At 44.4% G+C, this 14225-nt stretch carries 11 protein-coding genes; 5 read left to right on the top strand and 6 right to left on the bottom strand.

The features are described 5' to 3' along the window. Window positions 1-3: 3 nt before the first annotated feature. A complete protein-coding gene (locus MKZ13_RS15425; protein ID WP_339185167.1) occupies window positions 4-888 on the bottom strand; it encodes a LysR family transcriptional regulator in 885 nt (294 codons plus the stop codon). 124 nt (window positions 889-1012) lie between these two features. On the opposite strand from MKZ13_RS15425, the gene MKZ13_RS15420 reads away from it, so the two are divergent. The 4 genes from MKZ13_RS15420 to MKZ13_RS15405 all read left to right on the top strand — a co-directional run bounded on the left by MKZ13_RS15420 (window position 1013) and on the right by MKZ13_RS15405 (window position 5704). Then, a complete protein-coding gene (locus MKZ13_RS15420) occupies window positions 1013-2023 on the top strand; it encodes an alpha/beta fold hydrolase (protein WP_339185165.1) in 1011 nt (336 codons plus the stop codon). Window positions 2024-2209: 186 nt separating this feature from the next. Beyond that, window positions 2210-3814: a hypothetical protein gene (locus tag MKZ13_RS15415; protein ID WP_339185163.1), complete on the top strand. Its 1605-nt coding sequence runs from the start codon at window positions 2210-2212 to the stop codon at window positions 3812-3814. Window positions 3815-3904: 90 nt separating this feature from the next. Continuing rightward, the gene (locus MKZ13_RS15410; RefSeq protein WP_221821140.1) at window positions 3905-4795 is read left to right on the top strand and encodes an ABC transporter permease subunit; all 891 of its coding nucleotides are present in this window, start codon (window positions 3905-3907) and stop codon (window positions 4793-4795) included. A gap of 18 nt (window positions 4796-4813) precedes the next feature. Then, complete coding sequence (locus MKZ13_RS15405; protein ID WP_307412710.1) at window positions 4814-5704, top strand: carbohydrate ABC transporter permease; 891 nt, start codon at window positions 4814-4816, stop codon at window positions 5702-5704. A gap of 105 nt (window positions 5705-5809) precedes the next feature. Here the strand turns inward: MKZ13_RS15405 and MKZ13_RS15400 are convergent, their stop codons facing one another. Together MKZ13_RS15400 and MKZ13_RS15395 are read right to left on the bottom strand one after the other, a co-directional pair. Further along, entirely contained in the window at window positions 5810-7555 is a 1746-nt protein-coding gene (locus tag MKZ13_RS15400) for a sensor histidine kinase (RefSeq protein ID WP_221821138.1), read from the bottom strand. Window positions 7556-7583: 28 nt separating this feature from the next. Beyond that, window positions 7584-9200, bottom strand: coding sequence for a helix-turn-helix domain-containing protein (locus tag MKZ13_RS15395; RefSeq protein ID WP_221821137.1), 1617 nt, complete (start codon window positions 9198-9200; stop codon window positions 7584-7586). Window positions 9201-9387: 187 nt separating this feature from the next. Here MKZ13_RS15395 and MKZ13_RS15390 point away from each other — a divergent pair, with 187 nt between their 5' ends. Next, window positions 9388-9663: a hypothetical protein gene (locus MKZ13_RS15390; RefSeq protein WP_221821136.1), complete on the top strand. Its 276-nt coding sequence runs from the start codon at window positions 9388-9390 to the stop codon at window positions 9661-9663. A 220-nt stretch (window positions 9664-9883) separates the two neighbouring features. On the opposite strand, the gene MKZ13_RS15385 is transcribed toward MKZ13_RS15390, so the two are convergent. The 3 genes from MKZ13_RS15385 to cydD all read right to left on the bottom strand — a co-directional run bounded on the left by MKZ13_RS15385 (window position 9884) and on the right by cydD (window position 14222). Next, on the bottom strand, window positions 9884-10507 hold the full coding sequence (locus MKZ13_RS15385) for a hypothetical protein (RefSeq protein ID WP_221821135.1): 624 nt from the start codon (window positions 10505-10507) through the stop codon (window positions 9884-9886). 164 nt (window positions 10508-10671) lie between these two features. Continuing rightward, a complete protein-coding gene (cydC, locus tag MKZ13_RS15380; RefSeq protein ID WP_221821134.1) occupies window positions 10672-12399 on the bottom strand; it encodes a thiol reductant ABC exporter subunit CydC in 1728 nt (575 codons plus the stop codon). Beyond that, window positions 12396-14222 carry a thiol reductant ABC exporter subunit CydD gene (gene cydD / locus MKZ13_RS15375; protein WP_221821133.1) on the bottom strand — a complete coding sequence of 609 codons (1827 nt, stop codon included), beginning with the start codon at window positions 14220-14222 and terminating at the stop codon, window positions 12396-12398. Before cydD ends, cydC begins: the two co-directional genes overlap by 4 nt. Between the last annotated feature and the right edge of the window lie 3 nt (window positions 14223-14225).

Below are 14225 nucleotides of genomic sequence, written 5' to 3'. Positions count from 1 at the left end.
CAATCAAATCAACTCACTCTTGGCGACCTCCATGAAAGCAGCCATGGACGGAGAGATCCATTTTTCCCGATGCCAGAGCATTTGCGCAGAAAAGGATACATCTGATAAATCCCACGGCAGAGCAACCACTTCCCCTTCGCTCAACTCTTTCTTCAAAGCCATTTCAGGTAATAAAGCGATCCCTAGGCCAGCCACAACACATTGTTTAATGGCTTCTACACTATGAAACTCCAGCTCTGTCAGAGCATCCACACCTTTCTTTGTTATGGATTGATCAAAATGAGTGCGATACGAACAGTTCTTTTCGGTCAGCAAAAAATGCTGTTTGTGGAAGTCATCAATGACCAACTCGGAACGCGATGCTAACATATGATCGGGAGAAACCACCATTTGAAAGGTCTCATCCTTTAAAAACTCTGATTGAAGGTCTTTGGAATTAATAGGCTCATCCAATACAAAAACGACATCGGCATGCCCTTCTCTCAGACTCGATTTAAGCTCTTGCCCAGACAAGGGGCGGAACAATAACCGCACACCAGGATAGTCTGCTCGAAAGCGTTTGAACAAGGCTGGAAGAAGATATGCACACAGCACTTCGTCTGCTCCGATCACAACCGTTCCCGCCAATTCTCCGTGCTGACTGGATATGCACTTTGCTTCCTCTACATCGTTTAAAATCTTAGTGGCGTAAGGCAGAAACTGTTGGCCAGCATCCGTTAACACGACCTTTTTGCCTAATCGATCCAGCAATTTTACACCAAGCTCTTCTTCCAGCGATTTGATTTGCATGGTTATGGTAGAGGGTACATAGCTCAATAATTCAGCAGTTTGACTAAAGCTGCAGGTCGATGCAAGTGTCCAAAAGGTTTTTAGCTGGCGTATTTCCATGAGTCACGTACCTCCCAAGTTCAAAAAAAATGAATGATATGTTCGATAACGTTTCGTTGAATTGATAATAGACGTATTGTAGAGTGAAATCAAGTTATTACTATTTTATAAGGAGAATCAATCTATGAACGATTATGAAACATATAACCTTGGAGATACATTACTTCGATCGGGACAACAGCTCCCTCAAGCCTTTATCGCTTACAAGACCTATGGAAACTTAAACGCGGCAAAGGACAATGTTATTGTTGTCCCAACATGGTTTGCTGGAATTCACACAGATAATGAATGGTTAATTGGAACGGACAAGGCACTGGACCCCAGTCGTTATTTTATCGTTGTGCCCAATATGTTGGGTAACGGGTTATCGTCTTCTCCTAGTAATACCCCTGCCCCATATGATAAGAACAACTTCCCTCTCATCTCCATGTATGACAATGTACGTGCCCAACATCAACTCATCACTCAAAAATTCGGTATCTCCAAAATCAAACTTGTTGTGGGCTGGTCTCTGGGAGCCATGCAGGTTTATCAATGGGGAACCAGTTATCCTGAGATGGTCGAGCGTATTGCCCCCTTTGGCGGAACGGCAAAGAGCAGACCCCATACACAGTTGGTATTCGAAGCAATGATCGCGGCGTTACAGGCAGATTCGAATTATAAAAATGGTAGATATGAACGCCCTCCGGTTGCTGGTCTCGCAGCGATGGGAAGAGCTTATGCTCCATGGGGGTTTTCGCAGGCGTACTATTTGGAGAAATTGTATCAATCTGAGGGTTACGACTCCTTGCAATCTTATGTAGAAGATTACTGGGATCAGGTATTTCTTCCCTTCGATGCTAACGACTTGATTACCATGCTGCGTACAGGAATCTATGGAGACATTAGCGATAATCCCGTAGATGACGGCAACTTCGAACAGGCGTTAAGCAAGATCACCTCTCCTGCACTCGTTATGCCAGGATCAAGTGACTTGTTCTTCACGCCAGAAGACAGTGCGTATGATGCTCAGCATATGCCAAACGCGGTGTATCAACCTATACAGTCCAAGTGGGGACACTGCTTTGGAATCGGAGCAAACGAAGAGGATTCACTCGTTATCGATCGTCATCTAAAGCAATTTTTGGAGACATGAGTAAAAAAAGAAGGAGTACAAAGTAAAAAAAGTGCACAAAGCTCATTATTCTTTTCTCCGCTACAACTCAAAAGTAAAAAAAGATACCAGTTCTCGTCAATAACCTTTATATCCCGTTCCCCCTTTCTCGTTTAGAATATTTTCAAGAAAGCGTTATTGAAATATGACTGATAAGGGGGAAAAGAAATGAACAAGAAAACGAAAGCCTTAGTCTTGTCTGTGTGCATGTCAACCTTATTACTCGCAGCCTGTAGCAATGGAAACGGTGCTGATAAAGGTTCAACGACGGACACGGATTCCAACGAGGCTGGAACGACAACCATTCATACCGTAACATCAGAATACTCCTCTGCAAAATATCCAAAGGGCGACGATATCACCAACAATGTTTGGATTAAGCGATACAAAGAGAAGTTTAATATTGATGTCAAAACAGACTGGGTTAGCGATGAGTACGATACAAAACTCAATTTGGCTATCGCATCGAACGATCTTCCTGACGTATTCAGAGTTAATCCATCACAACTGAGACAGTTAGTCGAAGCAGATATGGTCATGGACCTTACCGAGGTATTTGATCAACACGCTTCAGATCGTCTCAAAGGTTACATGGAAGCAGATGCGGACAGTTACGAGTCTGGAAAGAAAGACGGTAAGCTATACGGGATACCACAGATGCACTGGGGATTAATTGAACAACCAGACTTCATCTGGATCCGGAACGACTGGAAAGAAGAATTGGGAGTCCCAGATCCAAAATCTGTGGAAGACATCAAAAATATTGCACTAAAATTCATGGAAAAGCACAGTGGTTATGGTATAGCGGTAGACCAATCGTTGGATTACCTCAACCTGCTTGCCATTGCATGGAATGCGCATCCGGATATGTGGATGGAGGATAGCACTGGAAAACTCGTGTACGGCTCCGTGCAGCCTGAGATGAAAAATGCGCTGGCTGAGTGGTCAGAATGGTACAAGCGAGGCATCATTGATCCGGAATTTGCAATCAAAGACTTTAATGCGATGAACGCGGATATCGTAGCCGGCAAAGTGGGAATGCAGCCTTATTACCAATGGTGGGGTTATAATCCGGGTGTCGATACGGTATCCAATCTGGGTAAGGACGCCATCTTCTACCCTTATATCATCCCTACCGTTGATGGGAAAGAAGCCAAACAATCCATCTTTTTCGCTAACAACAATTATATCGTCATGAAAAAGGGATTTAAAAGTCCTGAAGAAGTGATCAAAATTTTGAACGACTATGCTTATATTGTGGATGAAGGCAATGGCAAGGAATCCACAGAAACGTTATCCGCCTTGCTGGACAACGATATTGCCCATGTTGTTGGAGCGTTCCGTGTACTTAATCCGAATTCCGATTACGAGCAATTTGAGGCGGTCTCCGCTGCCCTTCAATCCAAGGATACCAGTGGACTCACGACTTCGGGTATGTGGCAAAAATATAACAACAGTGTGGAATTCATAGAGAATGCAACCCCAGGAGCAGTTGGTGATTATTTGCAACAAGGGGCTCCAAAGAACGCGTATGGTCTTGCCAAGAAAGTACTGGACAGCGAGAACTATACAAAGACGGCCTTATGGGGTGTTACGCCAGAAATACTTTCAAGCTACGGCACAACCTTGGATGATATCCTGACCGAAGGTTTCACCAAGATCATTATGGGTAGCGAAAGTATCGATTATTTCGATGTTATTGTCCAAAATTGGCGTGCAGCTGGGGGCGATGACGCAACTCAGGCAGTTAATGAAGCCTACGGGAAGAAATAATCTCGTTTGTCACAAAGAGGGGATGAGGGTGATCTCTCCCCTTTATTTGATAGCGATTACATTTGGCGTACAAGGAACGGAGGAATATGTATGTTGAGAAAATGGAAGCAGCAGAGTCCTTACCATCTCATGTTGATCCCAAGCCTGGTCTTGGTCTTCATCTTTTGTTACATCCCTTTCTACGGACTTATTATTGCGTTTCAGAAGTACAATCCGGGTCTCGGCTTCAACTCGCCATGGGTAGGGTGGGATAATTTTACCCACATATTTAATCAGCCGAACTTCGTAAGAACGATCTGGAATACATTGTACATGTCTGTCTTTAAGATTATCGGTGGTATAATCGTACCCGTAATTTTCGCATTATTGCTTAACGAGGTACTACACAGTGGAATTAAACGTACATTTCAAACACTTGTCTACATTCCGAACTTCCTCTCTTGGGTCATTATGGCTGGCATCATGCTGGATATCCTTAGCTCCGACGGTATTATCAATACATTTCTAAGTGTATTTGGGATTGCACCGATCTCCTTCCTTGGCACACCCTCTATTTTTCCTTGGACGATGATTGTGAGTGACATATGGAAAGGCTTCGGATTTGGCACGGTTGTTTATTTGGCAGCTCTGACCAGTATTGATCCGGGACTTTATGAGGCCGCAGTGATCGACGGAGCGAAACGGTGGAAGCAGACCGTCTACATCACGTTGCCTCTCCTCATGCCAACCATTGTTTTAATGACCGTACTTTCACTTGGGAACGTACTCAATGCTGGCTTTGACCAAATCTATAATCTCTACTCCCCTGTTGTTTATCAGACCGGTGATATTATTGATACCTATGTCTACCGTTTAGGAATTCAACAAGCACAGTATTCAATTGGTACCGCTGTCGGGTTATTCAAATCGATCATTTCCAGTGTTCTCGTTGCTGTATCGTACATCCTGGCTTACAGAGTGGCTGGCTATCGTATCTTCTAAGAAGGAGGAACTTACATTATGATCTATGATAAAAGTATGAGCAGACGTGTATTTCTTATCATAAACTACACCATATTGCTTCTAATCTCTCTCCTATGTATCCTGCCGTTTATCAACCTGCTGGCTGTTTCATTCAGCAGCAGCGCGGCTGTATCTGCGGGGAGTGTTACGTTCTGGCCTGTGGAATTTACGACAAAAGCCTATGAATTTGCATTAACTGGAGGATCATTTTTCTCCTCTCTCTGGGTAGCCATTCAACGAACCGTTATCGGAACGTTGGTGAATCTGGTTCTGATCGTACTCACGGCTTATCCCCTCTCCAAATCAAAACAAAAATTGATGGGGCGTAATATCTATATGGGATTTTTCATCGTAACCATGTTATTCAGTGGAGGTCTAATTCCAACCTATCTGGTAGTCGTCAAAATGGGACTGATCGATTCCATATGGTCTCTGATCCTGCCTGGGGCCCTCCCCGTATTCAGTATGATTATCCTCATGAATTTCATTCGGGGGCTGCCCGAGGAGATTGAAGAATCAGCCATTATCGATGGTGCTGGGCCTGTACAGGTATTGCTTCGTATTCTACTCCCACTTCTCAAGCCCGCTCTGGCTACGGTTGGTTTGTTCAGTATCGTTGCTCACTGGAATTCGTGGTTCGATGGCATTATCTATATGAACAATCCAGACAATTATCCATTACAAAGTTACCTCCAGACCCTTCTGCAAAGTTTTGAGCAAATCATGCTGAAATCTGGGTCAGATTATACGCAGCTGTTGTCCATGATGAACGCCAGGACGGGGCGCGCCGCTCAGATGTTCCTGGGTGCCATTCCGATTTTGCTTGTGTATCCATTCTTACAGAAATATTTCACCAAAGGTTTGGTGTTAGGTAGCGTCAAAGGGTGAACAAAAGGGCTTGCAGTTCATACTGCGAGCCCTTTGTTTATATCTAAACTTATTTTTATGATCGCTGTACTGCATTATGAGATGCATAAATGAAAGCATGAATGACTATTTGGCTTCTAGGATGGCAGGCAGCAGAATGGAGAAAATGGTACCTTCACCCATTTTACTCTCCACCTGTATTCCATAGGGTTTCCCAAAATGAAGTTGAATTCGCCGCTGCACATTATGCAATCCAATCCCATTCGTTCCCGTACGTGCACCGGACTTCTCTTCCAATAGATTCTGCATCGTTTGATGATCCATCCCCACGCCATTATCACAGATTTCGATCACAACTTCATCCAGCTGTGATTGAATCCGAATAGTGATGATTCCGTCTTCTTCCAGTTCGGCCAGACCATGAAAAATCGCATTCTCCACAATCGGCTGCAGGATCATTTTGGGCATGCGATAATTCAGCAGTCTATCCTCAACCTCATATCTCATCTGAATACAACCATAGTACCTGACATTCTGAATCGTTACGTAATTCGCTATATTATCGAGTTCTTCACAAATGGTTACGAGAGTTCCATCAGATTTTGTTGCATAGCGGAGCATCGAGATTAGTGCATCGGTCATTTCCACGATTTTATCAGCCTGCTGCATCGAGGCAATCCATTTCACCGACCCAAGGGTGTTATACAGAAAATGAGGCTTGATCTGGTCATGGAGCGCACGCATCTCGGCCTTGGCTTTATCTATCTCTTCCTGCTGCATCCGTTCGACCAACCGTTTCAATTCGTGTGACATTCTGTTGAACCGAATGGATAAATGGCCAATCTCATCTCTGGAGCCAATAGGTACAACTTGTTCGAACTGACCTTTCTCCACTAGAGCAATATTCCGCAGCAATTTTTTAATGGGAGTTGTGATCACGTGAGATAAAAAGATGGATATGACGGCAGCAAAAAGAACAATAACGATGGCAAGCGTCACCAGATTACGGCCCAATATTTTGCCATCAGCAGTCAGTTCATCCAAAGGCATATATAAGTAAGTTGTCCATTTTTGCTGACTAAGGGGACTGGTCACCACGACATTTAGTGATTCAGGCGGACGAACGTTGTCACGGAACAGTGTCCCGATTAATCGTTCGTTCACGTTATATACGATCTTGTCATCCTCATCAACAATCATGAATCTGGAGCGCAGCCCTTCCTGCAAGTTGCGGTTGACGATTTCAATGAATTTGATATCAATGCTGACAACGATCACGCCAAGCAGTTTTCCACTAGTCACATCATGAATTTTGCGTGCGTGTGACACTGCCAGTATTTTATTCTCCAATTGCTCGTCGATTCGTGTTGTGAGGGTAATGGTTCGATCCTTATCATGCATGAACTTTTTAAACCACAATTCGTTTGCTACTTTGAAGTTTGGATCAATGGGTTGATGTGGACTGACAAAAAGGTCTTGCCCCCCGTTCATATTGTAGAGGTAGATGGAGAATACGCGATCTTTCATCATGATATAATTCATCAGAATATTGTATGCGGCAATCTCATGATGTTCATCACCCTCTCGCAGGAAATCCTGTATAGGGAAACTCCCTTCATGAGTCGCAGACAGATTGTCACTAAGGCCATTGCTGGCTAGCAGCGAAATTTTCTCAATCTCCTTGAGGAACTCGTCAATGCGGATATTCGTTTGTTTGGCCAGATCGTTTAGCAACGTTGTATAGTTCTGTGCCAATAACCGCTCTGAGGAGTAATACGAATTGATGGTCATCACCAATACCGGAAGGATAATGACCGTCATACAGATCACCATAATTTTGTACTTGATTCGGAAGGGCCGAACATGCTTCATATGCTGCACCTCTATTCACCGATTACATTCATCCCTGCTGTAATTCTCGATATTCCTCCGGAGTGACCCCTACCGATTTTTTGAAAATTTTACTGAAGTACGTGTAATTATGGTAGCCCACCTTTTCTGCGATTTCATACACTCTCATTCCTCTGCTCAATAGATACGCCTTCGCATGTTCAATTCGAACTCGGGTCAAGTACGTGATAAAGTTCTCTCCTCGTTCCTGTTTGAACACACGGCTGAGATACGACGGATTCACACTGATTTGGCTAGCGATACTTTGCAGTGAGATATCTTCCGCATAATACTTGTCGATCAATTCAGTGGCGAGATCGGTGTACGTGCTTTCCTGTTTGATTTGGGAATCGGTTTGGAAGTAATATGCAATATGAGCAAGCATATCTTGGTGGATATCCTCCCAATACTCCCCCTTTAGAACGATTTCATAGGGTGATTTTTCTGTTAAAGAAGGAGCACCTCTTTCCGTAGCGCGGGATAAATGGGAATGTATCGTTTCCATTACCATGATATATTGCTTGCGAATGCTATTCTCATCCGCTCGTAGCTGTTCCAGGTTGGATCGGATTCCTTCAAGGAACTCTTCCGCCATTTTGTTGTCTTTGCTTACCCATAACTTCAACAAATCTCGTTCTTGTTGCGGGCTTAAAGCCCCCTTAACTTCATGTCGATCTGGGGATTGAACCATATCATCGTAATGCAACACCTGGTTGCTTCCTGTGAAGAAACTCTGTTGGAGAGCCGTTTCTGCCTCTTGGCAGGCCTTCCTGATGTGAAGAAAACCGGAAGTCATTCTACTCACCCCAGCCGTGAGCGATAGATTCATAAAATCCTTGATTGAAGACAGCAATTTATTACATAGTTTATTCAAGTCGGCATGTACAGATTGGCTCTCAGGAAGTACATTGACGATCACCCAATATTCAGAGGAACTTTCAACAAAAATCTCTTTCTCCCACTTCGAAGGAATAATCTCTTCCATAATATTAAGAATCGAAAATCGGAGCAGCTTTTCCCCTTTCTCTACATATTTCCGCTTTGCATCCTCGTAATAATTCACGATGAACTTCATGACAACCAACTGGTCCGAACGTATACGAAAATGTAGTTCTTCCGCTTTGGTGATGATATCCTCCTCACTAATGAATCCGCTTACAATATCTTGGAAGAAACTATCCTTTAGATATCTTAGGCTCTTGGAATAGTCCTGTGTTATAGAGGGTGTGTTGGTTGGGTGAACATGTTCACTTTGCAGTTTCTGTCCAACCGTGCTCAGGAGGTCAATAAGGGAGGATTCGGTGATCTCACTTTTAATCAAGTAATCTGAAGCGCCAAGTTTTAGCGCCTCTTTCACATAATGAAATTCGTCAAAATTACTCAGGATGACATACTTACAGGTTTTCAGTACGCAGGAGGCCTCTTGTATAAGCTGTAGCCCATCCATAATCGGCATCTTGATATCTGTAATAATTAGATCAGGCATCACTTCAAGCGCAAGGCTTAATGCCTCTTTTCCATTTCCCGCCTCACCAACAACATAGAAATTGTACTCTTCCCAATTCAGCATGGAACGAATTCCAACCCGCATGAGCAATTCATCATCTACGATCATCAGTTTATACATGCGTATCCCCCAACATGAACCATTTTTAGATATTTTACCATTAAACGGACTCTTGCAAAGATGTCTAGCGAACCTTATTGAATTGCGGGTATCATAAATAACACTTTTACAGAACATACGTTCCTGTTATAATCAGGTTATCGTATTTGGTGTAACATAACATGCCCACCTGGAAAGGATACATATCATGAATTTATACAAGTTTGAATTAACGGTGAACGGATATCTATTACGTGTTCATTTCAGTGCATCTGAAGAAAGTGGATTGAAATGGTGCAAACGAGTTGCTTCTGAATTCCAGAATAACGTTGCCAATCTGGAGATCAAGGTTGATATACATAAAAAGCAGAAACAACAGCATGCACGGGATTATCACGGAAAGCCATATTTGTATGATAGGACACTAAGGAAAAAGCCGCTTACCAAGAAAATTAAAACGGCTGAATCATCTGCTATTATGTAAAGGTTACTAAAAGACGCTAAGATTCTCATCATATAGGCTAATTGGTTGGAGAGCATTTTAATTCGGGTGTTCCCCACTATGCCGAACAGTTTAGCGCCTCTGTATACTCTTGTCCTTCCTGTCCTTCCTTTAAGACAAAAGATAAAAGCCTGCTCCTATATGGAACAAGCTTTTGTCCGTGTCAGTTGTACTATATGCCAAGGAAGATTTTTGTTCACCCTTAGTATCTCTCTGATTCCTTAAATATCATATAACGATGGACACCTCTGACAGCATGCATTGCTTCTTGTATTAGCTGAATCGCAGTTTCGCGTTGTCCCGCTTTTAGTTCAATCGCTGCAAGAAGCGAAGATCTCATCCAGACCTTGTTAATGGATTTCAAGTGTTCCCTCGCCTGCTCACTTCTTCCTTCTTCCATAAGTAAATACGTTTCATAATATGTACGATAATCCGATCTACGCATATTCTGCACCGCAGTACGAACAGCTACCAAGTCGTTGTGATAGGAGCCGTAAGCTGCATTATATACTGCTTGTGTCCTTTTATTGGTGTCCTCATTTCTGATGCGCTCTATTGTGTGTTCCAATTCATCATCAAGTCTGTTTGCAAGAGCGTAATAGATATAAAGCTTTGGGGTATTCTCCTGTCTGCGTAGAAATGCCTCGACGCGGTCCATCCGTGTTTCCCAACCCAGAGGATAAAAAATACGAATGGTAAACATGATCAGAGTAGCGGTGAGAACAACTCCAAGTATCCAAAACAGAGATTGGTCATTCATCTTCATGTACACAACAAATAAAAATACGGCCAAATAAAAAACAATATCCCACTTATATTTTCCCATCTTCCATCTCCTTTATAGACATAAAAAACTATTATATCAAAACAAACCCCAAGGAGTATATGCACCGCATCCTTTGGGGTTTAGTTAAATTTATAAAATTGATTTATTGAAGTTTTCTTCATTAACGACAATCGACCGTATTGTCTACTCAATAGACTAGATTCTTACGCCCCGACGTCTCCAATCATTTGTCGTTCAATTTGTTTCATTTCATAAAAATAGCCTTTTTGCTCCATCAGCTCGGAGAAAGAACCCGATTCTACAATCTTGCCTTGGTCCATGACCACAATCCGATCCATCTCTTCCAATCCCGTCAGCCGATGGCAGATCAGAAGAAATGTATCTTCGGATGCTTGTGCAAGAAGATGCTGGAGCACATGTTTCTCTGTGACGTAATCCAACGAAGAAGTTGGTTCGTCCAGAAGCCATAACCGTCCTTTGCGCAGCATGGCCCGTGCTAGAGCCAGCCGCTGCTTCTCACCATCCGACAGGTTCTCCCCTTTTTCATATACCATGTCGGTCAATAACTTATTCGGCAGTTGGACTTTATCCAGCACAGCCGACAGTTGTTCATCTGAATGTTCTTCTCCATTCAGCAACAGGTTGTCCCGGATGGTTCCCCGGAAGAAATGGCTTTGCTGCAACACAACATTTGCCCTTTGCCAAATACTCTCCTCATTCAGTTCCTGCACCGGAACATCGTTTAACCGTATATCGCCAGACGTTGGTACACGCAGCTTGAGTAACAAATCAATAATCGTTGACTTACCTGACCCGCTCGACCCTACAATCGCTGTTTTGGAGCCTGCTGCAAGTTGCAGGGAGAGCTCCCTCAGCGCCGGTCTCCATTCCCCTTCATATTGAAAGCTAACACCGGATAGTTCAATCGAAACCGCCTGATCGGCTGACACGTCACCGCTTGGCTGAACAGGTTGCACATCAGAGGTCTGCACCGTTTCCGCCAGTCGCTGAGCAGCGTGTTCACTATCCTGCTTATATAGAGGTAATATAGCCATTGCGGCAGCTTCTTCGAATACGGTCTGCGTGGCCAGGATCAGCATGGCGAGGAATACACCGGCAAACGCTCCATTCACAATTAAGAAGGCACTGAGTGCTAGCACACCCCATGTAACGAGATACGTCACAAAAACGTGCATGGATTGCCCACGCAGCAGGTGCGAAGCGGCTTGTTTCTGTTCTGTTGCCAATGCAGCGGAAGCCTGCTGAAGCTGCTGCTCACGCTGTTCCAATTGGCCGTATACTTTCAGATCCCTGAAACCATACAACACTTCGGTTACTTCCGTGGACAGCAAAGCCCTTTGCTGGCGGACACGTCCGTGTATTTTTCGCTGACCTAACAAGACAATACCTGGTACAACAAATGCCGTAATCAACATACCTAGTACTAACAAACACGCAATCCAGATCGAAAAGGCCGAAGTGAACAGCATGGTAGCCAAAAACACCATAACGACCATGATGGGTGGATACGCGACCCGCAAAAAGTAATTTTGCAAACTTTCCACATCACCCACGATCCGCGCAAGCAGATCCCCGCTTCGGTTTTTGTTCAATATACCTGGCGTTACCGGGATCAGTTTGGCAAAAAAGGACGTCCGCAAACGGCTCAGCATGGAGAATGTCGCCCTGTGCGAATACAAGCGTTCCCCGTAGCGACTTGCCGCTCGAAGGAAACCAAGTAGTTTGACCATGGAGGTGAGTACAATTAAGGTGTACAGCGGTGGCGCAAATACTGTTTGAGATATCATATAACCACTTGCGGAAAAGAGAGCTACCCCTGCTATGCCGGCGATAAATCCGCCCAATATCGAAAGCAAGATATCCTTGCGCTCCTGAATCATCGCTTTTGACAGAATCGTCAGCTCATTCATGCTAACCCTCCTTTCCGTTGTACATCCACCATCTCCGCATATTGAGGCAGGCGCGCCAGAAGCGCTTCATGATGTCCTGAATCCACCAACACCCCATTGTCCATAAACAAAATGTTGTCTGCATGTTGAATCGTATATAAACGGTGTGCCACCGTAATCATCGTTGCCGTTTTGGCTAATGCCGCAATGGATTGTTGCATTACCCGCTCGGTGTGCAAATCCAATCCTACGGTGGGTTCATCGAACAAAATGACAGCTGGTCGCTTCAGAAAAGCACGTGCCAAAGCAAGTCTTTGCTTTTCCCCGCCAGACAGCCCCCGGCCACCTTCACCAACAAACGTATCCAAGCCCTGCTCCAATTGTGCGACAACACCAGCAAGCCCTGCTTCCTCTGCCGCCTGCTCTATTTCAGCTCTGGAGACGTTCCGACCTGCGCCAATCGCGATATTTTCGGAAAATGTACCTGCAAAAATATACGGATGCTGTGTAATATAGCTAACACGTTCAAACCATGCAGCCTCATCATGTTGTGAAATCTCGCTTCCGTTAACCAGAACCGCTCCCGAATCTGGTTTCAGTAAACCGGCAATGAGATGAAGCAGCGTGGTTTTACCGGAGCCACTTTTGCCTACAATAGCGATCTGTTCTCCCGGTCCAATCAAGATCTGTCCTGTCTCAAGTCCAAAGGAATCAGGTGTGTACTGGAATCGGACATCGTTCAGTTCAATGGTTGGTGGCATTGTTATGAACTCGGCGCGAGGGGCGTGTACCCCAGTCTGCTGCACGATCTGACCATTAGTATCACTGGTATGTGTGGCCTTCTCAACATTCTCAGGCTTCGTTTGTGTGCTCTTGACACTAGTTTCCTCAAGCATTTGTTCCACCTTACGAATGGCCCCCATACTGGTTCGACCGCTGTGAAAAGCCGTTCCCGTATTCTTCAACAGACTGTAAAACTCGGGCACGAGTAACAACACAAGAAAGGCTGTGTGGAAGCTCATCGATTTGAACACAAGTAACTGAATAGCCAATTCAAGCGCAACAATACCAATGCTTAACATCACGATCGATTCCAGTATAAACGTATTTGTAAATGCAATCTTCAAAATGCCCATGGTGGCATCACGATACCCCAGACTGCTGCGTTCAATCTCCTGCTGCTGACGTTTAGCCCGTCCGAATATTTTCAACGTAACCAGCCCTTGAAGCGAATCCAGAAACGTACCGGAAAACTCGGCAAGTTGCGCATATTTTTCTTCTGATTTGTTCTTTGTCTGGAGCCCAACCAAAATCATGAACAGCGGGATAAACGGTGCCGTGAATAGCATAATCCAGCCTGTGTTGGCGTGCTGCGTAAACGTAACAACCAGAATCAGAATCGGGATCATCGCGGCTTCCATCATTCGAGGCATATATTGACTGAAATAACTGTCAGCCTCATCCACAGCATCCAAAGCAACACTGACCTTTCCTCCCGTCTGTCCACTCAGGGTTGAAGGCATGGAAGCGCGGGTCAGGTTCTGCAACACAGATGCTCGCATATTCGTCTTGGCGCGTGCTGCCATATGCAAGCCCACTTTCCCATTACCATACGACAACAGTGAGCGTACAGCCATGACAGCCAGCAATAGGCCAAGCAACAGCATCACGGATGAAAAGGAAGCTTTCTCTACAAAGATTCGCTGGACTGCTTCAGCTACCAAGGTGGCCTGGCTTACAATAGCTACACCAAGGGCCAGCGAAATGATCGCAAGGAGAAGTCTGTTTTTTCGTTGTAAAGACATTTGCTGCGAGATCAGATTGGATTTGCCTCTCCTTTTCATTGA

The organism is Paenibacillus sp. FSL R5-0701 (genome assembly GCF_037973995.1).
In the GTDB taxonomy this organism is placed as follows: Bacteria; Bacillota; Bacilli; order Paenibacillales; family Paenibacillaceae; genus Paenibacillus.
This window is presented reverse-complemented; position numbering and strand designations above follow the sequence as displayed.

What these genes read in the sequence shown, in the direction of transcription:
- MKZ13_RS15425 (WP_339185167.1), bottom strand. Translation starts at nt 888, where the DNA reads ATGGAAATACGCCAGCTAAAAACCTTTTGGACACTTGCATCGACCTGC.
- MKZ13_RS15420 (WP_339185165.1), top strand. Translation starts at nt 1,013, where the DNA reads ATGAACGATTATGAAACATATAACCTTGGAGATACATTACTTCGATCG.
- MKZ13_RS15415 (WP_339185163.1), top strand. Translation starts at nt 2,210, where the DNA reads ATGAACAAGAAAACGAAAGCCTTAGTCTTGTCTGTGTGCATGTCAACC.
- MKZ13_RS15410 (WP_221821140.1), top strand. Translation starts at nt 3,905, where the DNA reads ATGTTGAGAAAATGGAAGCAGCAGAGTCCTTACCATCTCATGTTGATC.
- MKZ13_RS15405 (WP_307412710.1), top strand. Translation starts at nt 4,814, where the DNA reads ATGATCTATGATAAAAGTATGAGCAGACGTGTATTTCTTATCATAAAC.
- MKZ13_RS15400 (WP_221821138.1), bottom strand. Translation starts at nt 7,555, where the DNA reads ATGAAGCATGTTCGGCCCTTCCGAATCAAGTACAAAATTATGGTGATC.
- MKZ13_RS15395 (WP_221821137.1), bottom strand. Translation starts at nt 9,200, where the DNA reads ATGTATAAACTGATGATCGTAGATGATGAATTGCTCATGCGGGTTGGA.
- MKZ13_RS15390 (WP_221821136.1), top strand. Translation starts at nt 9,388, where the DNA reads ATGAATTTATACAAGTTTGAATTAACGGTGAACGGATATCTATTACGT.
- MKZ13_RS15385 (WP_221821135.1), bottom strand. Translation starts at nt 10,507, where the DNA reads ATGGGAAAATATAAGTGGGATATTGTTTTTTATTTGGCCGTATTTTTA.
- cydC (WP_221821134.1), bottom strand. Translation starts at nt 12,399, where the DNA reads ATGAATGAGCTGACGATTCTGTCAAAAGCGATGATTCAGGAGCGCAAG.
- cydD (WP_221821133.1), bottom strand. Translation starts at nt 14,222, where the DNA reads ATGAAAAGGAGAGGCAAATCCAATCTGATCTCGCAGCAAATGTCTTTA.